The organism is Janthinobacterium sp. GMG1 (genome assembly GCF_034427795.1).
Classification (GTDB): domain Bacteria; phylum Pseudomonadota; class Gammaproteobacteria; order Burkholderiales; family Burkholderiaceae_D; genus Janthinobacterium.
On sequence record NZ_JAXQNT010000011.1, the window covers coordinates 1 to 26,463 of the forward strand.

Consider the following 26,463-nt stretch of genomic DNA (forward strand, 5'->3'; position numbering starts at 1 on the left):
TCTAGCGCGGTGCAGCGGCGTGTCCTGCGGCAGCGGGGCGACCAGGAAGCTGGCCTTGCCGCAGGCCGTCTTCCACACGCGTTCGCGCGACGCCACCGTCAGATGAAAGCCGCCCGGCTGCGCCACCCTGGCGTTGTAGTCGTAAAAATCGTCGAATACCTTTTCGATATCGTCGCGGATACGCGCATAGTCTGCCGCATACGCGCGCCAGTCCACCAGGCTGCTCCCCACGGTCGCTTCGGCCATGCCGGCCACGATGGCCACTTCCGAGCGCAGCTGCGGCGAAGCGGGCGCATTGCGGCCGTACGAGATATGCACCATGCTCATCGAGTCTTCCACCGTCACGCCCTGCGCCACGCCGTGCTGCAGGTCGATTTCTGTGCGCCCCAGGGTGGGCAGCAGCAGGGCTTCACGGCCGATGACCAGGTGGCTGCGATTGAGCTTGGTGGCCACCTGCACCGTCAGCGCGCACTGGCGCAGGGCGGCAAAGGTCAGCGGCGTATCGGGCGTGGCGGCGGCGAAATTGCCGCCCAGGGCGATGAACACCTTGACGTCGCCGCGCTGCATGGCTTCGATGCTGGCCACCACGTCGTGGCCGTGTGCGCGCGGCGGCGCGAAACCATACACCTGGCCCAGGCGGTCGAGGAAGGCCGCCGTCGGCTTTTCCTCGATGCCCACCGTGCGGTCGCCCTGCACGTTGGAGTGGCCGCGCACGGGGCATAAGCCGGCGCCGGGCTTGCCGATTTGCCCGCGCAGCATCATCAGGTTCGACAGCATGCGGATGGCCGCCACGCTGTGCTTGTGCTGCGTCAGGCCCATGCCCCAGGTGGCGATGATGCGCTGGCCCCTGACGACAATGTCCGTCAATGCCTCGATCTGCACGCGCGCCACGCCCGACTCCCGCACCAGCAGTTCCCAGCTTTCCGTGCGCAGGTCGTCGCGGAAGGCGTCGAAGCCGCTGCAGTGTTCCGAGATGAAGGCGTGGTCGATGACGGCGGGTTCGCCGGCCGCTTGCGCCGCATCGTCATGCTCGACGACCCTCTTGGCGACGGCCTTGATCAGGGCGAAGTCGCCGCCCAGGGTCGGCTGCACGAAAAGGCCGGCCAGGCGAGTGCTGCCCAGGGTGGCCATTTCCAGCGCGCTTTGCGGGTCCATGAAGCGCTGCAAGCCCCGTTCACGCAGGGGATTGATGGAGACGATGCTGCCGCCGCGGCGCGCGCAGTCGCGCAGTTCGCCCAGCATGCGCGGGTGGTTGGTGGCGGGATTCTGGCCGAAGATGAGGATGGTGTCGGCCAGTTCGAAGTCGGCCAGGGTCACCGTGCCCTTGCCGATGCCCACGGTGGCCGGCAAGCCGCGGCTGGTCGCCTCGTGGCACATGTTGGAGCAGTCGGGAAAGTTATTGGTGCCGTACAGGCGCGCCATCAGCTGGTACAAGAAGGCCGCTTCGTTGCTGGCGCGGCCCGACGTATAGAACGCAGCCTGGTTCGGGTCGGGCAGGGCGCGCAGGTGGCGCCCCACGAGGGCGTAGGCGTCGTCCCAGGCGATCGGCACATAGCGGTCGCTGGCAGGGTGGTACACCATCGGTTCGGTCAGGCGGCCGTGCTGCTCGAGCGCGTAGTCCGATTGTTCCAGCAGCTGCGTGACGGTATGGCTGGCAAACAGCTCCGGGCCGGCGCGGCGGCTGGTCGCTTCGGCGGCGACGGCCTTGGCGCCGTTTTCGCAAAAGGCAAACGTGGAAGCGTGGTTGCGGTCGGGCCAGGCGCAGCCGGGACAGTCAAAACCGTCGGGCTGGTTTTGCGCCAGCAGCGCCTTTAAATTCCCGGGCGCGACGCGCTCCTGGCGCAGGCTGATGGCCACGTGTTTCAAGGCGTCCCAGCCGGCGGCGGGCTTGGTGTAGGGCGTGATGTGGACGGCGTCGGTGTCTTTCATGGGCTCTTTTGGCTGGGCGAGTGTGGTAATTATGCACGATCCCCGAATGACATTGACTTGCGTCACGGAAATGACATTCGGCTGTCATTTTCCTGACATATTAGACAAGTACGCTGGAGTCGTCTTGATCACAGGGATGAAACCATGCAGAACATAATCGCATCAAACGAAGCCAAGGCCCGTCCGGTCCAACTGGTGCTGAGCCAGGCCACTACCGCGGCGGAAGTGCGCGAAGTCCAGCGTTTGCGCTACAAGGTGTTTATCGAAACCATGGGCTTGACGTCGCTGGCCAACGCCGATGGCCTCGACAGCGATGAATTCGACGCGCACTGCGATCACCTGATCGTGCGCGATGCCGATACCCTGAAAGTGGTGGGCACCTACCGCGTGCTGAGCGCGGCCAAGGCGGCCAAGATCGGCCGGCTGTATTCGGAAAACGAGTTCGACCTGAGCCGCCTGAAGAACCTGCGCGGACGCATGGTCGAAGCGGGCCGCGCCTGCATCCACCCGAAATACCGGGGTGGCAGCGTGATCATGCTGCTGTGGTCTGGCCTGGCCGAGTACATGCGCCGCGAGCGCTGCGACTACCTGGTCGGCTGCGCCAGCATCAGCCTGGCCGATGGCGGGCATAACGCCGTCGCCGTGTACCAGGCGCTGGCCGAAAAGCACATGGCCCCAAGCGAATACCGCGTCACGCCGCACCTGCCTTTCCCCATCCATCAGGTGGAAGCGGCGCACAAGCCGCAAGTGCCGCCGCTGATCAAGGGTTACCTGCGTTCGGGCGCCTGGATTTGCGGCGAACCGGCCTGGGACCCTGATTTCGAAAGCGCCGACATGTTCATGATGATGCCGCTGGCGAATCTGGATGAGCGCTATGCGCGCCATTACGGCGTGGTGCCTGGCTAAGAGCGGGCAGTGAGGCCTGCAGCTGGCTGGCCAGCGCCTGCACGGCGCTGCGCAAGCCGGTGTCCGCGCTGTCGGGCGGCAGCAGTTCGAGCAGGAAGCGCAGCGGCGCCGTGATCGCTTCGGGTTCGCCGATGCTGCCGTGGCGCCGCACGGCGTCGTGGTACAACGCCAGGAAGGCGGTGCGCGCTGGCGCGTCGAAGGGCTGGCTGTCCGGCGCCTGCCACAGGGCCGCCAGCAGGGCGGCGCGCACGGGGGCGCCGGCGTCGATGGCGCGGTGTTCGTCCGCGTGGCGCTGGCGCGCATAGGCGATGGCGTCGTGCAGCAAATCGCCCAGTTGCGGATCGAGCGCGCGCCAGGCGCCGCTGTCGCCATGGGCTTTCAGCAGCAGGGCGCCCGCCAGCACCTGGAAAATCAGGTCGCAGTCGGCCACGCCGCTGCGCCGCCGCGCTTCGTCCAGCGCGGCCAGGCAGGCATCCGTCATGGCGCGCAGTGCTGGCGCGCCCGAACTTCCTTCGGTGCAGGCCAGGCGCGCCTGCAAGGCCCAGTAGCGTCCCAGCAGGGCCAGGCGCTGCGCCGTGGGCGCCAGCGCCACCAGCAGATCGATATGCTGTTTTCCATCCTGCAGCAACTGCCGTCCCTGGGCCGGGTCGGGCACGGCCGGCACCGCGATGCCGGCGCCCGCATCGAGGCCGCACAGGGCCGCGCCCTGGCGTATCTCCAGTTCCGCCCAGTGCGCCAGCGCGCGCAAGCCCACCTTGCCGTCGGCCGCGCTGTGCGCCGCCCGGTAGTGTTCGATGGCGCGCAGGGTGTTCTCCAGGCCACCGAGGCCGGCGCGCGCGGCGGCCATGTTTTCGCGGATGTCGGCGCAGCCGAAGAAGCGCGCGCGCACGGCTTCCTCGATGCTGCACAGCTTTTCCTCGATGGCCGCGCAGCGCGCAGGATCGGCGCCCGCCAGGCGCGCGTGCAGGGTTTCCAGGTCGGCCAGCAAGTGGCCGTGGTAGTGATAGTCGGGCGCTTGCCAGGGCCGGCTCTGGGTATTCGGAAAGCGGTAGCGGTCGTCGCCATACGCCTGGTAGGCGCCCCAGGTGTTCGAGGCGGGGAACTGCAGGTAGGCCGCTTCGCGCGCCAGGCGCACGGCGTCGCCGAAGTATTCGCCGCTCAGCATGGCGTGATAAAAGCTGTGCGCGAAGATGCTGGCCGCCTGGTCGTCGATGCGCCAGCCGGCCGCGATCACCGCCTGCGATCCCATTTCAATGAAGGCCGTGGCCAGGCTGGCGGCCAGTTTCGACCACGGTGCGATGGCGTCCGGACGCATGTCGCCCAGGTGGCAGCAATTGATGAAGACGAATTGCGGCACGCGCTTCAATTTACCCACCTGCGCCGCCGTCAGCCGCGTCTTCGGTCCCAGCACCAGGCCCGTATGGGCGATGCCGGGGCCGGCCACTTCGCCATGGCCGGCCAGGTGGATGGCGAAATAGCGTTCGTCGAACAGGTGCACCAGCACGCGCTGCGCCTGAGGGCGCAGCAGCTCGCGTACCTGGTAGCCGTACGCGCCGAACATGCGCGCCACGTCCTGCGCCTCGGCCTGCGCGGCGGGCAGCTCTGGCAGGCCGGAATCGGTGTCGCCGATCACCAGCACGCTGTTGCTGGGCGGGCTGACGGCGGGCGGCTGTTCGCGCAGGCTGGCCAGCTGGCGCACCATGCCGATGCGCGTCGACAGCGGACTTTCCTCGCTGCCCGCCTCGTCGCGCATCAGCTCCCACGGATAGATGGCGGCGCTCTGGTCGACGGCCAGGATCAGGCCGCGCATCTCGGGGATGGCCGCCTTCAGGCCATTGGGCAGCATCAGTTCGTACAGGGCGCGCGACAGGCCCGGCTGGTCGGTGGTGTTGTCGGTGGCATCCATGATCAGGCCATCGACGGCTTGCCGCTGGTTCGGCTCCTCGTCGACGCTGTTGTGCGCGCGGTCCGTCAGCACGGTGAAGCGCAAGGCGCCGGAAAGGTCCGCTGCGACGATCTGCACGCGGCGCCAGCCATTGTCGCCGCTCAGGCTGGGCAGGATGCGCCGGTAGCCGCCGGGGCTGTGGCGAATGCGCCGCTCGAACGTGAAGCTGCCCTGGTAGCGCGCCTCGGCCATGATCTGTTCGATGGCCACGGCGGCGGCGATGGCGCGCGCCTCGGACTGTTCGTAGATGGCGATGTGGCCGATGCGGCACGCCATGCCCGCGTCTTCCAGGCGCCGGTTGGCGCTGCGCGCGCCGTCGATCAGGGCGCGCGCGCACAGGGCGATGCTCAGGCCGCCATAGCCGGAACCGGACAGCAGGCTGGCCACGCGCAAGCCGTGCTCTCCCATCGGCGGCGCGGCCACATGGCCGGCGGCGCGCACCTGCAGGCAGACGCACGCGTATTCGAGCAGGCCGCCGGCAAAGGCGCGCGCCAGTTCGCCCGGCGTCAGCTCGCCCAGCGCGCCCAGGCCGATGACGATGGCGCCGCCGGGCCGGCGCGCCGCATCGGGCTGCAGCACCACGAGGGCGGAGTCGGGGCGCTGCGGAAAGCGTCCCAGCGCGTGGATTTCCTGCAGCTTGCCCGCCAGCAGGCGGTCGAGAAAACTCATGCTGCCGCGCAGCGATTCATACGCATAGCAGCCGCTCATGACGGGCGCGTCGGCCGAGGCCATGCTGCCGTGGATGAGGGATAGGCTCAGCTGCGGCGCGCGGGGCTCGGGCGCGCTGGCGGGGCCGGCGGCGCCGAGGGCCGCGTCGAGCAGTTCCTGCGGCTGCGGGTACAGCGGCGTGGCGTCGGGGGCATACGGATGGAAGCGGGGTGGTATGCCGCCGGGCGCGTGCGGCGGGTGGCGCGGCAGGGCGGCGGCCTGGCCGCTGTCGAGCAGCTGCGCGATGGCCGGGTAGTAGTCCTTTTGCAGCAGCAGGTCGCCGTGCGCCACCGGCAGGTAGCAAGCCGCCACGCCGTCCGGCATCGCGCCTTGCCAGGCCGTGCGGCCATCGCCGTCCGGCGACCAGGCCGTCTCGATGCCGCCGTCGCGCAGGCGCAGCGCCACCGGCGTGTCGGCGCAGCCGGCCAGATAGCTGCAATGGCGCGCGTCGAGCGGGGCCGCTTCCAGCAGGGCCATGGTGGCGCGCGCCGCGGCCAGCGCCTGGGCTTCGGGCGCCTGCCAGCCGCCGGGCAGGCCCGCTTGAACATCGCCGTCTGCCAGCCGGGCCCAGGCGGCGGCGTCGAAATAATCGATGCCGCCCGCCTGCGGCCATGGCAGCATGTCCAGCACGCCGGGAAAGGCGCGCACGAAGCCGAGAAACTGGCGCCGCGTGTGTTTCCAGCCTATCCAGCTTGCCAGCATCTGCACCAACCGGTCGCGTCCCAGCAGCACTTGCACCATCGCCTGCGTGCCGCGGTTGGCCGTGCCTACTTGCAGCAAGCGGCTGCCGGGCAGGGTGCCGAAGCGCTGCCAGCGGTCCTTCAGGGCCAGGCGCGCCACCAGCCCGCCCATGCCGTGGGCCACGATGCGCAGCGGCTGTCCACGCTGTTCCGCGTCGCGCATGGCGTCGTCGAGCACGGGCAGGAAGGCGCTGCTGGAGTGCTGCAGCGACAAACGCCAGTCATAGGTAAAAGGCCGCACTTCCTGGCTTTGCGCGAGGAAGCGGGCAAACGGTTCATAGCAGGATTCGACCCAGCCGGCGCTGACGATGTGCGGCTGGCCCACGGCCAGGCGTTCGATGCGCCCTTCGACCAGGTTGACGGGGTCGAACCAGATGCGGTTGCTGCCCACTTGCAGGTGGCTGCCCATGATGTCGGGCAGAAGCAGCACGATGGGCGCGTGCGCGCGCCGTTTCGGCACTTCGCCGCCGCGCGCCAGCGGGCCGTGCTCGATGCCGGGCAGCGGCTGGTAGGCCGTCTCGTTGCCGCTGAGTGCCTGCACGGCGGCCTGGCTCGATGGCGCGCGCTCGAAGTAGTTCAGGTGGTGCGCGTGCGGCCCGCGCAGCAGCAGTTGCCGCACCGGCGTGCTGCGCGTGGCGCCGCCGGCCATCGAGGCACAATTGACCACCAGGTCATTCTGGCCGCCGTACAGCTGGTCGTCGAGGCAGTCGCCCAGCCAGCCCAGCAAGCCATCGCCGCTGCACGCGCCGGCCAGTACATGCAGCGGGCTGGCCACGCGCACGTCGGGCGCATTGAGCAGCGCCACCAGGGGCGAGTCGGGCATCATCGCTTCGAGGCCCGGCAGGATGCGCGCATCGCAGCGCTGCCGCACCACGGCCAGCAGGAAGGCCATGGCGCCGTCGGGTACGCCGCCGTGCAGCAGCAGCTTGAACATCACGCTGGCCCAGCGGTCGAGCCGGCCCGACATCAGGGTGGTGCCGCGCGCCGGGCAGGCCACGCGCACGAAGCGGGCGATGCGGATGGCGCGCGTTTTCAGCTCTACGCTGAGCGCGCGCAAGCGCGCCGCATCCGCGTCGTGGCCGCTGCGCCCGCCCAGCCGCGCCTGCGCCGTGAAGTGCTCGATATCGTGGCTGTTGAACGCTTCGCCGCCCACCGTGTTTTCGCTCAGCCGCTCCAGGCCGTCGCCGGCCAGGTCGACGGCGCCGCGGCTGTCGATGCGCTGCGCCCGCGCCAGCAATTCGCCCACCAGGCCGCCGCGCGAATGGCTCAGCAGGTGCAGCACGGCGCCGTGCGGCAACTGGCGCACGAGCGCCAGCGCATTCTCGATGGGGCTGTCGCTGAGGCTGCGGTGCTCATAGCCGTAGATGCGGTTGCCGTACTGCGCCGCCAGTTGCGGCGCCAGGCCGTTGCGCCACAGGCCGGCAAAGCTGCGCTGGGTCGACGAGGCCGTGCCGTGCAACAGCAGCAGCACCGGTTCCGGCCCGGCGGGCAGGCTGGCAACGGCCGTCATGCTGCCCGCCTCGATGCCGCAGCGGTACAGGCCCAGGCGCTGTTCCAGCTGGCGGTCCTGGAAGGCGCCCGCCGCCGCCAGCGCCGTCATGGCGGCGGCACCGCAGCGGTACACGCGCACGGCCCGCAGCATCCAGGCACCCAGGCCGTCGCGGCTGGCGCCGGGCGGCTGGCGCGCCGCCTGCGGGCGCAAGGCCAGCCCCACTTCGATGCTGGCGGGCGCGCCATCGCGTGCCAATGTGGCAGGCCCCAGGTAGCGTGGCAGGTCCAGGCTGCCTGCCAGCAAGGAATTGCCATCGCACAGCAGCAATTGCACCACGTCGGCCGGGCCGATATCGAGGGCGATGCGGCAACTGCCGATGCCGCGCGCGCCGGACAGCACGTGGGTTTCGGCCTGCCAGCCGGGCGCGGCAGGGCAGTCGCCGGCCTTGGCGAGGGGATCGCGCGTGAGCGTCAGGCGCAGCACGGGCGGCGCAAGAGGATCGCTGGACATGCGGTTGAGAAAACTGGTTAAAAGCTGACCTTGATGCCTGCGCGGACTATGCGTGTTGTGTCAGATCAAGTTTGAGTGGAAATGCAGGGGCAGAAGCTGGGAGGGGGGGCGGGAGCGGGAAGGCAGAGAAACGGTCAGCATGGTTTGGGCTGGGTCTCTTCGCTATCGTGTCCGGATGCGGTGCGGTGAGCGAACTGCGCGAATTGTATGGCAAAAGTTCATGGCGCCGGGGACCTGGGTGCCTGGCATGGCATTACAACAGCGGGTATATCAATGGACTGGCGTGGCGGACAGTTCCTTCAGTTCGCGGATGGTGATGTCCGATTTTTCATGCATGCGCAATAAAATCGTTGCACCGACCGACAGTTTGCCGTGACGAATCTTGCTGATGATGGGAGGCTGCACTTCCAGTACACGGCACAGCTCCGCATCATTTTTCAGGTTCATCTTCTCGATCAGGGTGTCGAGCAGCTTGTTGGGCACAAAACTCGATGGTTCGAGCGCACGCGCCCGGTTCATCGCCTCAATCATTTCCAGCTTCTTTTGCCGAACGTTCATTTACTCCTCCTTCAGGTTATGCAAGGGACGAGACCACTTTATGTGGTCCCGGCTATAGTTCGTCATCGCAGTACGGCTGTCCGGGTGACGTAGTACACCATTTGCGTTACAACATTGATAACCAGGCAAGTGTTTAAATAATACTACGATAACAAAACTTGTGACAGATGGTCAGTTAAATTAACTGATTGTTTGATCAATTTGGTTGACGATTGTTGTATTTTGTAATCCGCTTTTCGTCAGAATCATGGTCCGGTCCGCCATTTCGGCGGCGGCCAGCGAATGCGTGACCATGATCGCGCAACTGCCGTTGGCCTTGATTTCGGCGCGCAGCAATTGCAGGATGCTGTGCGCCGTGTCCGGGTCGAGGTTGCCGGTAGGCTCGTCGGCCAGCACCAGCGCGGGCTTGTGCACAAGTGCGCGGGCGATGGCCACGCGCTGCATTTCGCCGCCGGACAATTGCTGCGGAAAGTCGCCGCCGCGTCCACCCAGGCCGACCGCCTCGAGCATGCTGGTGGCACGCTCCTGGGGCAGTCCGTTGAGCAGCAGCGGCAGGGCCACGTTTTGCAGCAGGGTCAGGTGCGGCAAGACGTGGAAGGCCTGGAAAATAAAGCCCATGCGGGCGCGACGCAGCCGGGTGGCGGCGGCGTCATCGAGGCTGGACATGGCAATGCCGTCCACCAGGATAGGGTGCGCTTCGGCACCCGCGTCGGGCGTATCGAGGCCGGCGATCAGATTCAGCAGTGTCGACTTGCCCACGCCCGAGTCGCCCATGATGGCGATGAATTCCCCGGCCTTGAAGCGGCAGGAAATATTGGCCAGCACGGGACGCGCATGGGCATAGGACTTCGACAGATGGCGCAATTCGAGCATGGTGATCTTGATTAATAACGGCTATCGTAAAGGGAGGCACGCGGGGGAGAGGGGGGCCTGGGAATTGCAAAAGGGGCACGGATTGTTTGGCCGGCAATGTGTAGTATACGACAGGCTTATGCTTTTTGCTTGGCAATACCAATTTTGTGTGCACACTGCCAGTTTGACCTTAAGTTACCTGCCGCACGGCTGGCTTGCGCGGATTCCGCTATGATGAGAAAAAGTCATCGGCAAGGCGCCCGCAAACCGCTATGGCAGGGGCGCCGCGCCCGGTGGCTGACCGTGCAAGCCCTTCGTGAACCTAACATTGACGACGCCAGCCCATGACCATGCCACTTGCGCAACAGCAGTCCGATTTCCGTCCCGCCAGCCACGCCAGCGCGGCCAGCGCCACTCCTGCCACGATAGCCGAGATCAGCAGCGGCCTGCTGGCGCGCGATGCATGGACCTCGCCCAAGTACCTGTACGACGCGCTCGGTTCGAAACTGTTCGAAGCCATCTGCGCCTTGTCCGAGTACTATCCGACGCGCACGGAAGCGGCCATCTTCGCCCGACACGGCGCCGAGATCGCCCATGCCGTGGGGCCGGGCAGCACCCTGATCGACCTGGGCGCGGGCAATTGCGCCAAGGCCGCCAGCCTGTTCCCCCTGCTGCACCCGGCGCAATATGTGGCCGTGGATATTTCCTATGATTTCCTCAGCGAATCGCTGAGCCGGCTGCAGCAACGCTTTCCGCACATCGAAATGACGGGCCTGGGCCTGGATTTCTCCAGCCGCCTGGACTTGCCTGACAGCGTGCGCGACGCGCGGCGATTGTTCTTCTATCCAGGCTCGTCGATCGGCAATTTTGCGCCTGAGCAAGCGACCAGCTTCCTGCGCCGTCTGCGTGCGAATGCGGACGGCGATGGTGGCCTGCTGATCGGCGTCGACCTGATCAAGGATGATGCCATCCTCGACGCGGCCTACGACGACGCCTTGGGCGTGACGGCTGCCTTCAACCTGAACATGCTGCGCCACGTGAACGGCCTGATCGGCGCCGACTTCGACGTGCGCGCCTGGCAGCACCACGGCTTTTTCAACGCCGAGGAGCGCCGCGTCGAAATGCACCTGGAAGCGCGCAGTGAACAAATTGTCCACTGGAAAGGTGGCCAGCGGCGCTTCGCGAAAGGCGAGCGCATCCATACGGAAGACAGCTACAAATACACACGCGCCACCTTCGTCGGCTTGCTGGAGCAGGCGGGTTTTTCCACCGTGCAAGTCTGGACAGACCCGCAGCAGTGGTTTGCCGTCATTTACGCGCGGGTTATCAGGGATTAAGAAACAGATGCTGATCGATCATTACCATCAAGTGCGCCAGCATTCGCTGCGGCTGGCCGAACCCCTGTCCGACGAGGATTGCGGCGCCCAATCGATGCCGGATGCCAGTCCCGTGAAATGGCATCTCGCGCATACCACCTGGTTTTTCGAAACGTTTATTCTGGAAAGCATGGAAGCGGCGTTCGCGCCGTTCCATCCCGCCTTCCGCGTGCTGTTCAATTCCTATTACAACGGCGTGGGGGAAAAGCACCCGCGCGCCCAGCGGGGTTTGCTGACGCGACCCGGCATGGACGTCGTGCGCGCCTACCGGGCCAACGTCGATGCGCGCATCGCGCGCCTGCTGGCGGGCGAACTGGCGCGCGACGAGCGCGAACGGCTGACCATGCTACTGGCGCTGGGCCTCGAACACGAGCAGCAGCACCAGGAGTTGCTGTTGACGGATGTCAAGCACCTGCTGGCGCAGAGCGCCCTGTTTCCCGCTTATCTTGACAACGCCGCTCCGCCAGCACCGCAAGCCGCGCAGCCCACGGCCTGGCTCGCCTTTGACGGTGGCCTGGCGCAGATCGGCCATGCGGGCGATGGTTTTTGTTTTGATAATGAACTGCCGCGCCATCCGCAATACGTGGCGCCGTTCGAACTGGCCAGCGCGCTGGTGACGAATGGCGAATATCTCGCCTTCATCGAGGCGGGCGGCTACCGCACGGCGCATTTGTGGCTGGCCGAAGGCTGGGACTGGGTGCGTACGCAGCAACTGGCATGTCCGCTGTACTGGCAGCGCGATGACGCCGGCCACTGGCAGGAATTCACCTTATTTGGCTTGCGTCCGCTCGACCCGCATGCGCCGGCCACGCATTTGTCCCTGTTCGAGGCGGATGCCTATGCGCACTGGGCTGGCGCGCGCCTGCCGACGGAAGCGGAGTGGGAAGTGGCGGCGCAAGGCGTCGCGGTGGAAACGGGCCAGCTGCATCCGGCCGCCGGCGCGCCGGGTGCAGGCTTGCTGCAAATGTTCGGCCACTGCTGGCAATGGACCAGCAGCAGCTACGCGCCGTATCCCGGTTACCGTACGGCGCCCGGGGCGCTCGGCGAATACAACGGCAAGTTCATGCTGAATCAGTATGTGTTGCGCGGCTCGTCGTGCGCCACGCCGGCCGGCCATGCGCGCGCCAGCTACCGCAATTTCTTCCCGGCCGGTGCGCGCTGGCAATTTTCCGGCATCCGCCTGGCGCGCCAGGTGGAATAAGCAAGAATAAGCAACTTAGTGCAAGCGCGGGACGGAGGGAGCAGGACGGCTTGGCGTCTTGTCGCCGGCGCTCTGTTCCAGCTTGAACTGGCTGACGAGGGTTTCCAGGTCGCCCGCCTGTTCATGCATGGCTGCCGCCGCCGCGGCCGCTTCCTCGACCAGGGCCGCGTTTTGCTGCGTCGTCTGGTCCATCTGCATGATGGCGGCGTTGATCTGCTCGATGCCTTCGCTTTGCTCGTGGTTGGCAACGCTGATTTCACCGACGATGGCGCTGACCCGGCCCACGCTGGCCACCACTTCATCCATCGTGGCACCCGCCTGGCTGACCAGTTGCGCGCCCTGGTCGACCCTGCTGACGGAGTCGGCGATCAGTTCCTTGATTTCCTTTGCCGCCGCTGCCGAGCGTTGCGCCAGATTGCGCACTTCGGAGGCCACGACGGCAAAGCCACGGCCTTGCTCGCCGGCACGCGCCGCCTCGACAGCCGCGTTCAGGGCCAGGATATTCGTCTGGAAGGCGATGCCATCGATGACGGCGATGATGTCGACGATCTTGCGCGACGATGCATTGATGGCATCCATGGTGCCGATCACTTCCGCCATGGCCGAGCCGCCGCGCTGCGCGATGGCCGATGCCGAACGGGCCAGGCTGTCGGCCTGGCGCGCATTGTCGCTATTGCTGCGCACGGTGCCCGTCAGTTCGATCATCGACGAGGCCGTTTCTTCCAGCGCGCTGGCTTGTGCTTCCGTGCGGGCCGACAGGTCGGCATTGCCGCTGGCAATCTGGCTCGACGCCACGGCAATCGTGCCTGTGCCGCCGCGCACTTGCCCCACCAGCGTGGCCAGGTTGGTATTCATGTCGCGCAGCGCCTGCAGCAGCTGACCCGCTTCATCCTTGCCGTCAGCCACGATTTTACTGCTCAGGTCGCCTCCGGCCACGGCTTGCGCCACGCGCAAGGCATACGCGATCGGCGTGGTGATCGAGCGTGTGACCCACCAGGCAAAGAGCACGCCCAGCAGCAGCGCGGCCGTGCCCAGGCTGGCCATCAGCACATTCGCTGCGGAAATATTCTGCTTGATTTGCTGGCCGCCATGCACGACCACGCCGCGCTGGATTTCATTCAGGTGGTTCACCGTCTTTTGCAACTGATTCAGGGCGGGCAGGGTGTCGTCGCGCACGTGCACGGCCGCTTCCGCGCGCTGTCCCGCCACCAGCAGCTTGTCGGCCTCGCTGAACGACACGACATAGGCCTTGCGCTGCTGCTTCAGGGTGGCCAGCAGTTCCTTGCCTTCGGGCAGCACGATCAGGCGGTCGAGCACGACCAGCGCATCGGTGATGGTGGCCTTGTTGGCATCGATTTCGCCGTGGATGGCGTTGGCGCGGGCCGGATCTTCATGGATGAACAGTTCCAGCACCAGTGCCGCGTTCGAACGCGTGGTGCTACGGATGGTGGCGATGGCGTCGGCCTTGGCCCAGTCTTTCTCGATGATGGCTTCGCTGAGCGCGCCGATCTTGTCCAGGCGCAGCAGGCCCGTGCCCACCAGCACTGCCATCAGCAGCAGCACCACGCCAAAACCGGCGCCCAGGCGCACGCCTATCTTCATGTCCGTCAATTTCATACTGATTCCCTCGGTAGCTAATGATCTGTCTCCGGTGGTCTTGTTATGAATCGATTATACGGCTGGCGATACATGATTTGCACTACTAATTGCCCAGTAGAAATGAAAAAGCGGCACGGCGATCAAGCCGTACCGCTTTTTCTCCCTATGGAGCGTGCTGAAAAGACTCAGGCGGCGCTGGCAGCCACGTCGGCAGCTGTTGTTTTTTCGGCGTCCGTCTGCCCGATGCGGCGGTTCACAGCCGACAAGACAGCCTTGAACGAGGCGGTGACGATATTGCTGTCGATGGCGGCGCCGAACAGGGTCGGGCCGTTGTCGAGGCGCAATTCCACATAGCAAGCCGCTTGCGCATTGGCGCCGGAGCCGATCGAGTGTTCATGGTAATCCATCAGCTTGATGTCGAGACCGAGCGCATTGACGAAGGCGTCGATGGGGCCGTTGCCGCCGCCTTGCAGGGCCAGCGGCGTCTGGCGGTGCGACAGGCTGATGTCGATCTGCACGGATTCGTCGCTGCTCGTGTCTTCCACCATGCGGTGCGAGGCGTAGGCGTATGGCGCCGTCTGCTCCAGGTATTCCTTCTGGAAGATTTCATGGATATCCTGCGCGGCGATTTCGCGGCCCGTGGCGTCGGCCACGGCTTGCACGGCGCGCGAGAATTCGATCTGCAGACGGCGCGGCAAGACCAGGCCGTATTCCTGTTCCAGCAAATACGCCATGCCGCCCTTGCCGGACTGGCTGTTGACGCGGATCACGGCGTCGTAGCTGCGGCCCAGGTCGGCCGGGTCGATTGGCAAGTACGGCACTTCCCAGATGCTGTCTGGTTGTTGTTTGGCAAAACCTTTCTTGATCGCATCCTGGTGCGAGCCGGAGAACGCCGTGAAGACCAGGTCGCCCGCATACGGGTGGCGCGGGTGGACGGGCAACTGGTTGCACTCTTCCACGCACTTGCGCACGCTGTCGATGTCGGAGAAATCCAGGCCCGGATGCACGCCCTGCGTGTACAAGTTCATCGCCAACGTCACCAGGTCGACGTTGCCGGTGCGCTCGCCATTGCCGAACAAACAGCCTTCCACGCGGTCGGCGCCCGCCATCACGGCCAGCTCGGCCGACGCGACGGCCGTGCCGCGGTCGTTATGCGGGTGCACGCTGATGATGATGGAATCGCGGCGCGCCAGTTTGCGCGACATCCATTCGATCTGGTCCGCATACACGTTGGGCGTGCTGCATTCCACGGTCGACGGCAGGTTGATGATCATCTTGTTGGCGGGCGTCGGCTTCCAGATGGCGCTGACGGCATCGCAGATATGCTTGGAGAAATCGAGTTCCGTGGTGGAAAACGATTCCGGCGTGTATTCGAAGCCCCATTCCGTTTGCGGATGCTGGGCCACCAGCTGTTTGACGAGGGTGGTGCCGGTGGTGGCGATGTTCGTGATTTCCTCGCGCGACATGCCGAACACGACCTTGCGGAACACAGGCGCCACGGAGTTGTACAGGTGGACGATGGCGCGCTTGGCGCCGACGACCGATTCCACCGTGCGGCGGATCAGCTCTTCACGCGACTGCGTCAGCACGATGATGGTGACGTCGTCCGGGATGCGGCCTTCATCGACGAGCTTGCGGACGAAATCGAAATCCGTCTGCGATGCCGATGGGAAACCCACTTCGATTTCCTTCAGGCCGATGGCGATCAGCATCTCGAAGAACCGCAGCTTCTTTTCCGCGCTCATCGGCTCGATCAGCGACTGGTTGCCGTCGCGCAAGTCGGTGCTCATCCAGATCGGCGGTTTGCTGATGATCTGGTTCGGCCATTGACGGTCGGTCAATTTAACTGGAGGAAAGGCGCGGTATTTGGAAGCTGGGTTCTGCAACATCATGATCGGGTACTCCTGAAGATAGGGGGGAAATCAATGGTTGTGGCGCAAGCTTGCCGGGCGGCCACGCAACACTAGGCCAGGCAAGCGATCGGTAGCGATAGCAGTGCAGCAGCGATGCCAGCGGGGGCGGTCGCAGTGGGGATTATGTGTACGAATGGGGATGGTGCAAACATCATCAAACCTTCCAGGGTTTTTGAAACACGCCGGCGTGTGGCCAGGCGAAGCAATGCGGCAAACTTATGCGCGTGCTAGTAGTAGTCGCGATAGCGACAGCAGGGAAGGGGAGGAATGTTTAAAGGAGGACATGCACTCAATGTAAGGGAAGTTGGGCCGGACTGTCAAGCATATTTCAGCAGGAAACGCCGCTGCTGCCACGCCGCAGGTCGACTTATTGCTCCCGCGCAACTTACTTTTCTATCATTGTTGAATAATGCAGTTTCCGTCTGGCGACGTGTGTCGCCCGTCCTGCTTGGGAGTCGCCGGCATGGAATCTTTGCTGAAATATTATGAGCTGGAATTGGGCATGTTGCGTACGCATCAGCAGGAATTTGCCGCTCGCTATCCTGGCGTCGCTGCCGCACTGGGTATCGTGGGCAGCAACTGCCAGGACCCGCACATTGAACGCCTGATCGAAGCGTATGCCCTGTGTAATGCCCGCACGGCCAAGAAGATCGATGATGCACGCCATGTTTTCAGCGAGTCCATGCTGGAAGTAAATTTTCCGCACTACCTGCGGCCGTTTCCCGCGTGTTCGATTGCCTATGTGGACGCCGGTGGCGCACCGGGCCAGGCGCGCGACGGCATCGATACCCTGCCGCGTGGAACCTTGATGCATGCACCGCAGTATCAGGGCGTCGTCTGCAAGTTTCGCACCGCCTATGACGTGGTGCTGGCGCCGCTCAGCCTTGCTGGCGCGCGTTTCCTTCCCATGATTGATGCGACGGCGGCGATCCATTTGCCCACCGACATATCGACCGCGCTCGCCATCGATATCGTGTCCACGTCAGCCACCGGCACGCTGGAGCAATTGACCTTGCCTGCCTTGCGCGTTTTCATCGACGGCACGCCATCGCTCACCGCCACCTTGCGCGATGCCCTGTTTCTGCATGCTGCGCATGCCTGGATCGAGGCCGGCGGCGTGCGGTTGCCGCTGGCGCAAGTGCCGCTGCGCGCCGTCGGTTTTTTGCTGGAGGACGCGCTGTTGCCGCGCAAGCCAGGCACGCATCGTGCATATTGTTTGCTGACCGAATACTTTGCCTTCCCTGAAAAGTTCCAGTTTTTTGATATCGACCTCGGCCAGATCACACCACTGTTGCCGCCTGGATGCGAGCGCTGGAGCTTGCACCTGGGCCTGCGGGACATCGCTGCCAGCAGCGCTGCCGCACGTCTGCTGCGCTCTGTATCGGCAACAAATTTGCTGCTTGCCTGCACGCCGGTGATGAATCTTTTCCAGCAGGCGGCAGCGCCGATCAGGCTGACGCAAACGCACAGCGAGTATCCGCTGCTCGCCGAACATAAATATGCGCATGCGTATGACATCCATAGTGTCGACGCCGTGCGCCTGGTGCGGCAGGGCGAGCATGCCAGTACGGTCACGCAATGCCAGCCGTTTTATGCCATGCACCACGGGCAGCCTGGCGGAGCGAAGCGCCGCTACTGGGTGTTGCGGCGCGATGAGGCGCGGGCGCTCAGCCATCCCGGTTACGAAAGCAGCCTGGCGTTTGTCGACAGCGACGAGGACGATACGCATGCCGGCATGGCGACGGTATCGGTCGACCTGACCTGCAGCAATCGCGATTTGCCGAGCGCATTGCCATTCGGCGCGCCCGGTGGCGACTTGCGGCACGAGGGGGCGGCTGGCGCGTTACCGGTGCGCCTGTTGCGTCAGCCGAGTCCGGCGTATCGCTTCAAGGCCGACTTGGCCGCGCAGGCCCGCTTGCTGGCATTGCTGTCCTTGAATCATCAATCTTTGCTGGACGATGGTGTGGCCTTGTTTCAGGAAATGCTGGCGCTGCATGATTTGCCCGCTTCCTTGATGTCGCAACGGCAAATTCAAGGTATCAAGGCCATGACGCACCGCGCCAGCAGTACCTGGATGCCCGACGCCAGTGGCGGTGTGCTGGTATTTGGCATCGACGTCTTGCTGACCGTGGAGGAAGAAGCGTATGTCGGCAGCGGCCTGCATGTCTTTGCGCAAGTGATCGACCATGTGCTGGCCATGTATGTGCATGTGAACAGCTATTGCCGCTTGCTCCTGATGTCGCACAAAAGTGGGAAGGAGTTGCTGCGATGCCTGCCCCGCAATGGCCAGCAAGTACTGGCGTAGTCGCGCTGTTGTCCGAGGCGCCGTACCGTTTCGGTTTCTTCCAGACGGTGCGCTTGCTCGAACGCTGGCTATGCCGGCAGGGGGCGCGCGCAGATTCAGCATTGCACGATGGCGTGCGTTTCCATCATAGCGTTGCGCTGGTGTTTCCCGCCTGCGAGATCGAGGCAGTGTGGCACGACAGCGAGCATGGCCGCCTGCACCTGCGGCCCAGTTTCATGGGTTTGCTGGGTGTGAACGGCACCTTGCCCCTGCACTATACGGAGCGGCTGGTGCGCCAGGAGCGGGCGACGGGCAATGCCGGCGCGCGTGCCTTTCTCGACGCCCTGTCGCAACGCGCTCCCGTGCTGCTGTATCAGGCCTGGGCCGGCAGCCGGATCGAGTGCCAGGTCGACGCAGACGGCCGCCCCGGATTCCTGTCACTGCAGCTGGCGCTGGCTGGCGCCTGGCCGTCGCACTTGGCTGGCACCGGCGCATTGCCGCCGGAAGCGCTCGCTTACTATGCGGCGGCACTGCGGCAGCGGCCCGTCAGCGCCGAATTGATGGCCGGGGTGCTGGGCGACTATTTCGGCGTGTCCTTGCGCATCGAGTCCTTCATCAGCGCCTGGCACTTGCGTCCAAGCGATGAGCATTCCCTGCTCAACCTTAGCAATGTGAGCCTGGGGCAGGGCGCCATGCTCGGTGCGCGCTGCCGGCGCCGGGATTTGCGCGTGCGCCTGTACCTGGGCCCTTTGACGCGGGCACGGTTCGACGATTTTCTTCCTGGAAACTCAGCTGCACTGGCGTTGAAAAGCATGTTGAGCCTGTTTGGCCTGCCTTGCGTGCAATACGAAATCCGCCTGATCCTGCGCGCTGCCGATGTGCACGGCAGCAGCCTGACGGCCAGGATGGAGCAGGGCGCAGCCCGCCTGGGGCAGGCAGCACGTTTGCTGGCGGGAGCGGCAGGCAGCGACTGCGACGCAATGCACTATGGCGTCCGATTTCCCGGTGCCGCTTGACGCGCCGCAATTGGCCGTTGGTAAATGTATGAATACTGATGAGCTTGGGGCGATGTGTATCGGCATTCAGGGAGAGTGAATGGATAGCGCGGACGAATTCATGCAATTCATGCAGGCGGCGAAGGAGTTGAACTCCGGTAACCGGCCGTTGCGCCTGCGGCTGGCGTATGCGGACGGCGTCAACGACGATGTCCTGTTGCCGCAGCAGGTAGACGGCCGCGAAGCCATTTGCGCCAGCCTCGAGTACACCATACGTTGCGTCTCGCTTGATGCGCATTTGCCGCTCAAGCAGTTCATCGGCGTCCCGGCGGAGTTGCAGATTGTCACCGATATGGGGCAATTGCGCAGCGTGTGCGGCATCGTCGCGCAGGCTTCCGCCGGGCTGAGCGATGGCGGCCTCGCCACCTACCAGCTGGTGCTGCACGATACGTTGACCTTGATGGAAAAACGCCGCACTACACGGGTTTTCCGTGGCAAGACGGAGCTGGAGATCGTCGAATTGCTGATTGCCGAATGGCGGCTAGGCAACATCATCATCGGCGCCACGTTCGCTTGCAAAATCGATCAGGCCCTGGCCGACCGTCCTTTTCCGGCCCGTGAATTGACCATGCAGCACAATGAATCCGATGCCGCATTCATCCGGCGCCTGCTGCGGCGGCGCGGCATTTCCTGGGTCATCCAGCCTGGCGCCGCGCAGAGCGGGGCGTCCGGCGCCATGCCGTCGCACGTCCTGTTGCTGTTCGATGATGCCAGCCGCCTGCCGGAGAATGTGGCGCCAGTGATCCGCTACCACCGCGCGGACGCCACCGAAGAGAGCGATACCATCACGGCCTGGGGCGCCGTGCGCACCTTGCAAGCCGGTAGAGCCGGCTACCACAGCTGGGATTATGCGGCGCCGCGCAATCGCCAGTTCATGCAGGTGGAAGCTGGCGGGATGGCGGATCAGGGGGCCAGCGGCAATAGTTTTGCCGCCAGCCTCGACGACTATCTTGTGGCGACGCCGCACATGGGCAATGACGTTGAGGATTTTCGACAACTGGGCTTGCTGGCGATGGCGCGCCACGACGTCGAAACCAAGTGTTTTCATGGCGAGGGCGTGGTGCGCTCGATGTGCGCGGGCCAGCAGTTCAGCCTGGAAGGTCATGCCGAGATCGACCAGCATCGGCCGGATGGCCGGCGTTTCCTTGTCACGGCATTGGAAGTGCATGCCAGCAACAATCTGCCGCAAGCCCTGGATGCGCGCATCGCGCGCCTGTTCGCCGCCAGCGATTGGCCGGCGCAAGAAACATTCGGGCCGCAAACGCCGCGTTATCGCATGCGCTTCAGTTGCGTGCGCACCAGCGTGGTCCTGGTTCCCGCATTCGATCCGCAGCGCGACGTGCCTCAGCCGCAACTGCAAAGCGCCATCGTCGTCGGGCCCAGCGGCGAGGAAGTGCATTGCGACGAGCAAGGGCGCATCAAGGTGCGCTTTCCCGCCACGCGCGCCGCCGACCATGCGCATGCGCAAGGTTCCGGCGCCTCGGACACGGAGCGCGACACGGCCTGGCTGCGCGTGGTCAGCAACTGGGCTGGCGATGGACAGGGCAGCGCGCACCAGTGCGGCACCTTGGCCTTGCCGAGAGTCGGGTCGGAAGTGCTGATCGGGTTTTTGGCGGGCGACCCCGACCGGCCCATTGTGCTGGGACAATTGTTCAACGCCGTGGCGCCGCCACCGGCGCTCAGCAAGCGCGGCGCGCTGCCGGGCAACCGCTACCTGGCGGGCATGCGCAGCCGCGAAGTGCGCGGCCAGGGCGGCAATCAGCTGCGTTTCGACGATACGCCCGGACAGATCAGTGCCCAGCTGGCCAGCGATCACGCCGCCACCGAGCTTAACCTGGGCTTCCTCGTCGAGCCGCGCGCAGGCGGCGCGGGCCGGCAGCGCGGCGATGGTTTCGAGTTGCGCAGCGATCATGGCGGCGCCGTGCGCAGCGGCAAGGCACTGCTGCTGTCGGCCTGGCGGCGGCTCGACGCCACAGGCGGCCAGTTATCGGCCGAGGAGCATGTGGCCCTGATGCAGGAGTGTTTGAACCTGTTCAAATCGTTGAGCGAATACGCTGGCGCGCACCAGGCGCTGCCGGTCGACGTGGCGCCCGCCGCTGCCTTGAAGGAGGCGGTCGCTGGTGCCGAGGCGCCCACTGCCAGCCTGACGGCGCCTGCGGGGCTGGCGCTGAGCAGCCCGAAGACCATCGTCAGCTACGCCGGCGTGAATGTCGACACGGTGGCGCAGCAGCATGTGCACGTGATCGCGGGCCAGCGCTGCAGCGTACAGGCCGGCGATGGCGTATCCGTGTTTGCCCACAAGGGCGGTATCGCCCAGATCGCGCACCATGGCAAATTTCTCATGCAGAGCCAGTTTGACGAGATGCAGCTGAACGCCGCCAAGGCCCTGAAATTGACGGCCAATACCCGCCTGATCGGCATGGCGCAGGATGAAATCACGTTCATGACGGCCGGCGGCGCCTATCTGAAACTGGCGGGCGGCAGCGTGGAACTCGGTGGTCCGGGTGCGCTGACCATCAAGACCGACGGCCATCACTGGAATGGTCCGGCCAGCAGCAAGGCTGAATTGCCGAGCTTTGACGAGGGCGACCTTGGCCGCATGCCACAGGTGCTTTCCGGCCTCGATGGCAGTCCCGTCAGTGGCGTCAAGATCGTCGTCGAGCGCGAGGATGGCGCGCAGCAAGTGGTCGATGCCGACAGCGAAGGCAAGGGCGCGGCCATCGTGGGCGACAGTCTGGAAAAACTCAAGGTGCGTATTTTCAGGCCGCGCGACTGAGCATCGATATTGCACGTTCTGCGTCATGAATGGGAGTCAAGCATGAGTGTACACAAGCCCAAGGCGGGTTCCTTGCCCTTCGATGAAAGCAAATACCTGCAGATAGGCGAAAAAGACGGCCTGCTGCGCTTCGACCATGACACGCTGCCGATTACCACGCGCCTGCCTTTGCCGGGCATCATGATCTTCGTGCATGGCGTCAACTCCGATGGCGAGTGGTATGACGAGGCTGAAACCGGTCTGTGCGCGGGATTGAATGCACGCCTGCACCGGCGCGTACACGATGCCGGGCGCGGCGCCCAGGAGGGCATCGCCATGACGCCGGCCCGCTATTTGCAGCAGCTGACGCGCGACGGCTTCATCAATCCCCTGATGAAACCGAGAAGCTTCATGGAGGGCGATGGCTATTCGCCCGTGATCCGCTTTCGCTGGGGTTACGCAGCCAATGATATCGAGTTGCAGACGTATGGCGACGGCATTTTCCTGAACGAGCAGAATTACTGGGGTGGCGGACCGTTCGCCAATGGCTGCAGTTCCCTGCCGGACTTGTGGGGTGAAGGCTTGTCGGACCAGCTGTTTCTGTGGATGCAGATCCAGCACATGAATCCGACCAATGACAGGCAGGTGTACGCCTGCCCGCCAAGGCCGTATTTCGTGCTGGCCGCCTACCGCCTGGCGCGGCTGATCGAGGCCATCCGGAAAAAGCAGGCCGATGTGCCGATCACCATCGTATGCCATAGCCAGGGCAATATGGTCAGCATGGCGGCGGCCTTTCTGGGTGAACGCCTGCCCAAGGTGGCGGACTCTCAAGGTAGGATGTGGCCTTGCATTGCCGACAATTATGTCCTGTGCAATTCGCCGTACAGCGTGGTGGAAGACAACATGGCGGAGAACTGGACGTCGTCGAATCTGACGGCGGCCGACGGCAGCACTGGCCGCCAGACGGCCGCGGCGCGCTTTGACACGCTGGCGGCCTTCTTTGCCCTCATCGGCGAGCGGCGCGCCGCACAATGGCCAGCCGGGAAAATCGACCAGGCCATGAGCAGTGCGCACCACCCGTTCAAGGCGCAGCACGATATTGACAGTTATGGCGTGCGGGGCGCGACCGTGGGACGCGTGACCCTGTATTGCAATCCGCACGACCAGGTGATTTCATCATTGACGGTGCAAGGCATCGGCTGGCGCGGCCTGGCCGGCCCTGTGCTGGACAAGAATGGCCTGCCGAAGAAAGACCGCCAGGGCAAGCTCGATCCGGGTGAAATCGCCAGAGCGGGCGGGGAGGGAATATTGACCCAGCGCGTGTTTGCCGAGGGTTTTCCCGTCGGCGTAAAAGGCGCGTACGACTACTGGGGCGACCATCGTCCTGCCATCGATTTTGGCAGCGACCATTTCTGGAATCCGCCTTCCATGATTTCCACCTATAGCGTGGAAAAGGGGGTGGAAGCGCAAGAGAACTGGCTGTTCCGGATACTCACCGTGGCGTTTGCGCCCATCGCCATCATGGCCACCGCATTGATGCGCAAGCGTATCAATGCCTCGCCCGACAAGTACTGGAAAATCCCGCTGGAAGCGCCCGACCTGCCGGAGACCTTCTTTCCGCAGGCGAAGTTATTTGGCGAGATCTGCCCCAGCTTTGACATGGGCCTGCATCCGCATGGCTGGAATCGCAACAAGGATGCCGCCCATCCGGCGGGCGACCCGTTCCATGGCGAGCGCGAGCTGGAGATACCGCGCGGTGGCCTGCATGGCGAACAACAGCGCACCGATGCGGCGCGCGGCAACGAGGCGAGCGAAGCGGCCCTGCAATACGAATACCACGCTTCCCTGCGCATGATGGCCAAGCGCGAAGGCAAGGTCGAGAAAGGCAAACAAGTCACGGAAGAAGACCATCCCGAGACGGCAAGCGCGCAATACACGGCATGGCGCCAGCGGAAAATCCAGGCGGGACTCGCTGGCAACGTCGGCACGTATGCCACCGATCACTCCACCATCCTGACCAACAGCGAACACTCCAGAAAGGCGCTGGCGTATGACGTGGCCGTGGGCTGTTGTCATTTGCTGGAAACGGATTTGCGGGAGTTGCGGACGATGGCGGATTGGCGGTTTCTTTATGAAATTGAAGGTGATGAGGAGATAAAGAAGTTTGATGAGTACTTTATAAAAGGAAGGTTGAAAAAGAGGACTGCCCTGGAATGGGTAGGTGAGTCCGCAGAAGGTGCAATGCCAGAAAAAATAAAAAACTCACGTGAAAATGGTGGTTTTTAAAAATGGAGAAGCTCATCGTGCCTAAGAATTATATATTTACTTCTATTACTGCAGTTCTTGCGACGATAGGTCTATCGTCTTGCGCGCTGCACCCAACTTCCATTGCCGATGAAGATAAACGCAACGTACTTGATGTAGAAGCGCCATTTATAGCGCAAGTGGTGGGAGTGCAGTGGCTCAATCCCCTTCAACGCCAGGATTATCCAACTGAATGGCAACTGCTATGGACTCTTGGGAAAGTGCGTCCAAATAAAAAAGACGATATGGTAGAGCAATATCCTGCCATTTTTTCTGAGGTCAGATCTGTTTCGGGCATAGCATCGTCAAATGGTGGAAAGGGTACTTTTTTTAACTTTCACGGAAAATATTTGCGGCAGATGATTGCCAAGTTTCATGGCGTGTATTTTTCCAATCCGACCTATTTTTATAACGCCCACGACTTCAAACGCAAAAAAGGCTGGAACGAACTGGCGGGTATTCATGTTGAATATGCCTTGCCTGCAACGCGCTTTGATCCTCTCCTGGCTGGCGCCGCCCTGCGCGAGGAAATCATCGATACGTTTTCAATCGGCAATCCAAGTTTCCCCAACTCCTGGACCAAATCCACCCCGCCCGATGTGCGCGTGACGGCGGGTGGCGGGAATGCCGGATTCATTTCCCTGGCGGCCGCCCTCGATTATCTGCAGGCGCATCCGAAGGAAACGGTGTGGGTGATGAGCTGGGATGCGCCCAGTTTTCCGAAAGATGAGCAGATCAATGAAAACATGGTCTTGCTGGTGCTGGCCGGTCCCCATTACAAAACGGAGCGCGATGCGCTGGCGTGGATAGGCTATCCGGCCACGCAGCAGGTCAGCGCTTTTACGGCGGAGAAGGGCTTGCCGCCGCCCACCGTGCAGGCGTGGCAGGCGACCCTGGCGCAGGCGGCCAGCAATGGGCGCAAGCTGGACACGCAGATCGGCTATGTGATCCACGACGCGCACAATACGCATCCGGCGTCATCGGATCGCATCGCTCACCTGGCGCAAACCTTGACGATGGAATTGCCGGCCTTCGATTTTCACCGGCAGACCTTCAATACGCCGGCCTTGCTGGGCGAAATGGGCGCCGCCACGGCCCTGACGAACGTGGCGCTGGGCATCGCGCAGGCGAATCACTTTGGTCAGAACGTGCTGGTGGCGGGCACCGGCGATGCTGGCCAGACGAGCGGCGTGTTGATCTTGCCGCCGGCTAAGGTGCGGCCCATCGACCCCGTGAAACCGTGGTTCCGCGCGCGCGGCGGCGGCAATGCCTATCTGATGTGGTGGGGCATCCGGCATGCCTGGGCCACGCTGGATGCGGGACAGTTCAATGAGCAGGGTTATTCGAAGTAATAGATGGTAAAAGTTCAGGCATAGCGCACTTCCGCCGCCTGCGCCGGCATGTCCTGCGCCATGCGCGCGAGGATGCGCTGCAGCATGGCCGCATCGGCGGGCAGTCGCGTGGCGAAGGCTGGCCAGCCGCGCAGCTCCAGCTGTTGCGGCATGTCCACCAGGCCCGTGATGGTATCCCAGAACGCATCCCAGTTCATGCCGTAGAAGGACGGGAAACCCAGCGTGGCCGCCAGCGCCGCGTGCAGCTGGCGCGGCGTATTGATCTCGCTCAAGTCGATCGTCACCAGGGCCGGTCGATTCACAATATGCCTTTGAGCAGGTTCTGCAGGTTTTGCCGCATGCCGCCCACCACCGCCTCGTGCTGCTCCAGGATGGCGGGCGCATCCTTGAATGGTGCCGGGTCGAGGTACAGGCGCGGCAAGTCGGCCACGGCCACGCCGCGCGGGCCGCCGCGCAGGATCTCGTCCACGTGCTTGTTGATCGAGCTGATGGCAGCCTGGATGCGCGGCGTGGAAGATGCCGCCAGGCAGGCGGCCAACGCGGCGTCGAGTTCGGCGCGCGCGGGCGCCTGCGGCAGCACGGGGGCGGCGATCTGTTCCAGCGGCGACATGTTGACGGCTGGCTTGCGGTAGGCCAGCAGGGTATCGAGCGCCATCAGCCGGTGTGCGCCGCCCCGTTGCAGCCAGTCAACGATTTGCGGCCAGGGTGTGTCCAGCAGGGCCGCCGCCACGCCCCATTGTCCCGCCACGGGCGAGCCGATATTGGCGTCGATCCAGGTCAGGGCGGCCGGATTGCCCGTGTAGGCCAGCAAGATGGCGTTCGACGAGCGCAGCATGGGTGCCTGCGTGGCGAGGATGGCGCTCAGCCAGGCGAGGGCGCCATCGGGCGGCTGCCTCGATAACTGTTGCGTAAATGGGGCGTTCAGGGCGCGGCTGTCGGAAAATTGATATTCGTCGGACATGTTGAGCGATTCGGCGAGTGAGA

Annotated in this window: 16 protein-coding genes; 8 read left to right on the top strand and 8 right to left on the bottom strand. The window is 64.2% G+C overall.

All coding sequences use genetic code 11. The features are described from left to right. A partial coding sequence (locus SJI03_RS23605) for an FdhF/YdeP family oxidoreductase (RefSeq protein WP_322428832.1) occupies positions 1 to 1,929 on the bottom strand: 1,929 nt, incomplete at its 3' end. Positions 1,930 to 2,073: 144 nt separating this feature from the next. Here SJI03_RS23605 and SJI03_RS23610 point away from each other — a divergent pair. Beyond that, positions 2,074 to 2,835 carry a GNAT family N-acetyltransferase gene (locus tag SJI03_RS23610; RefSeq protein ID WP_034786047.1) on the top strand — a complete coding sequence of 254 codons (762 nt, stop codon included), beginning with the start codon at positions 2,074 to 2,076 and terminating at the stop codon, positions 2,833 to 2,835. Here the strand turns inward: SJI03_RS23610 and SJI03_RS23615 are convergent. From SJI03_RS23615 to SJI03_RS23625, 3 genes are all read right to left on the bottom strand, one after another. Next, positions 2,768 to 8,230, bottom strand: coding sequence for a CHAT domain-containing protein (locus SJI03_RS23615; RefSeq protein WP_322428833.1), 5,463 nt, complete (start codon positions 8,228 to 8,230; stop codon positions 2,768 to 2,770). The two genes, SJI03_RS23610 and SJI03_RS23615, sit on opposite strands and share 68 nt — an antisense overlap. A 270-nt stretch (positions 8,231 to 8,500) precedes the next feature. Next, positions 8,501 to 8,788 carry a hypothetical protein gene (locus tag SJI03_RS23620; RefSeq protein WP_034786045.1) on the bottom strand — a complete coding sequence of 96 codons (288 nt, stop codon included), beginning with the start codon at positions 8,786 to 8,788 and terminating at the stop codon, positions 8,501 to 8,503. A 180-nt stretch (positions 8,789 to 8,968) separates the two neighbouring features. Next, on the bottom strand, positions 8,969 to 9,661 hold the full coding sequence (locus SJI03_RS23625; RefSeq protein ID WP_099379591.1) for an ABC transporter ATP-binding protein: 693 nt from the start codon (positions 9,659 to 9,661) through the stop codon (positions 8,969 to 8,971). Between the two features lie 323 nt (positions 9,662 to 9,984). Between SJI03_RS23625 and egtD the strand changes: the two genes are divergently transcribed. Both egtD and egtB read left to right on the top strand, forming a co-directional pair. Then, positions 9,985 to 10,977, top strand: a complete 993-nt coding sequence (egtD, locus tag SJI03_RS23630) for an L-histidine N(alpha)-methyltransferase (protein WP_322428834.1) — start codon at positions 9,985 to 9,987, stop codon at positions 10,975 to 10,977. A 7-nt stretch (positions 10,978 to 10,984) separates the two neighbouring features. Further along, the gene (gene egtB / locus SJI03_RS23635; protein ID WP_099379589.1) at positions 10,985 to 12,217 is read left to right on the top strand and encodes an ergothioneine biosynthesis protein EgtB; all 1,233 of its coding nucleotides are present in this window, start codon (positions 10,985 to 10,987) and stop codon (positions 12,215 to 12,217) included. A gap of 15 nt (positions 12,218 to 12,232) precedes the next feature. On the opposite strand, the gene SJI03_RS23640 is transcribed toward egtB, so the two are convergent. Both SJI03_RS23640 and leuA read right to left on the bottom strand, forming a co-directional pair. Beyond that, entirely contained in the window at positions 12,233 to 13,834 is a 1,602-nt protein-coding gene (locus SJI03_RS23640; protein WP_322428835.1) for a methyl-accepting chemotaxis protein, read from the bottom strand. A 167-nt stretch (positions 13,835 to 14,001) separates the two neighbouring features. Beyond that, complete coding sequence (gene leuA, locus SJI03_RS23645) at positions 14,002 to 15,708, bottom strand: 2-isopropylmalate synthase (RefSeq protein WP_322428836.1); 1,707 nt, start codon at positions 15,706 to 15,708, stop codon at positions 14,002 to 14,004. A 523-nt stretch (positions 15,709 to 16,231) separates the two neighbouring features. Here leuA and tssF point away from each other — a divergent pair. From tssF to SJI03_RS23670, 5 genes are all read left to right on the top strand, one after another. Beyond that, positions 16,232 to 18,034, top strand: coding sequence for a type VI secretion system baseplate subunit TssF (gene tssF, locus SJI03_RS23650; RefSeq protein ID WP_322428837.1), 1,803 nt, complete (start codon positions 16,232 to 16,234; stop codon positions 18,032 to 18,034). Continuing rightward, positions 17,998 to 19,029 (top strand): type VI secretion system baseplate subunit TssG, encoded by a 1,032-nt coding sequence (gene tssG / locus SJI03_RS23655; RefSeq protein WP_322428838.1) that lies wholly within the window; start codon positions 17,998 to 18,000, stop codon positions 19,027 to 19,029. Before tssF ends, tssG begins: the two co-directional genes overlap by 37 nt. Before the next feature lie 79 nt (positions 19,030 to 19,108). Beyond that, positions 19,109 to 21,844: a type VI secretion system Vgr family protein gene (locus SJI03_RS23660; RefSeq protein ID WP_322428839.1), complete on the top strand. Its 2,736-nt coding sequence runs from the start codon at positions 19,109 to 19,111 to the stop codon at positions 21,842 to 21,844. 42 nt (positions 21,845 to 21,886) lie between these two features. Next, complete coding sequence (locus SJI03_RS23665) at positions 21,887 to 24,109, top strand: effector protein Tle3 domain-containing protein (protein ID WP_099379584.1); 2,223 nt, start codon at positions 21,887 to 21,889, stop codon at positions 24,107 to 24,109. 2 nt (positions 24,110 to 24,111) lie between these two features. After that, positions 24,112 to 25,479, top strand: a complete 1,368-nt coding sequence (locus tag SJI03_RS23670; protein WP_322428840.1) for a virulence factor — start codon at positions 24,112 to 24,114, stop codon at positions 25,477 to 25,479. A gap of 14 nt (positions 25,480 to 25,493) precedes the next feature. Here the strand turns inward: SJI03_RS23670 and SJI03_RS23675 are convergent, their stop codons facing one another. After that, positions 25,494 to 25,781, bottom strand: a complete 288-nt coding sequence (locus tag SJI03_RS23675; RefSeq protein ID WP_322428841.1) for a barstar family protein — start codon at positions 25,779 to 25,781, stop codon at positions 25,494 to 25,496. Further along, entirely contained in the window at positions 25,778 to 26,440 is a 663-nt protein-coding gene (locus tag SJI03_RS23680; RefSeq protein WP_099379582.1) for a hypothetical protein, read from the bottom strand. The genes SJI03_RS23675 and SJI03_RS23680 overlap by 4 nt, the downstream gene beginning before the upstream one ends. Between the last annotated feature and the right edge of the window lie 23 nt (positions 26,441 to 26,463).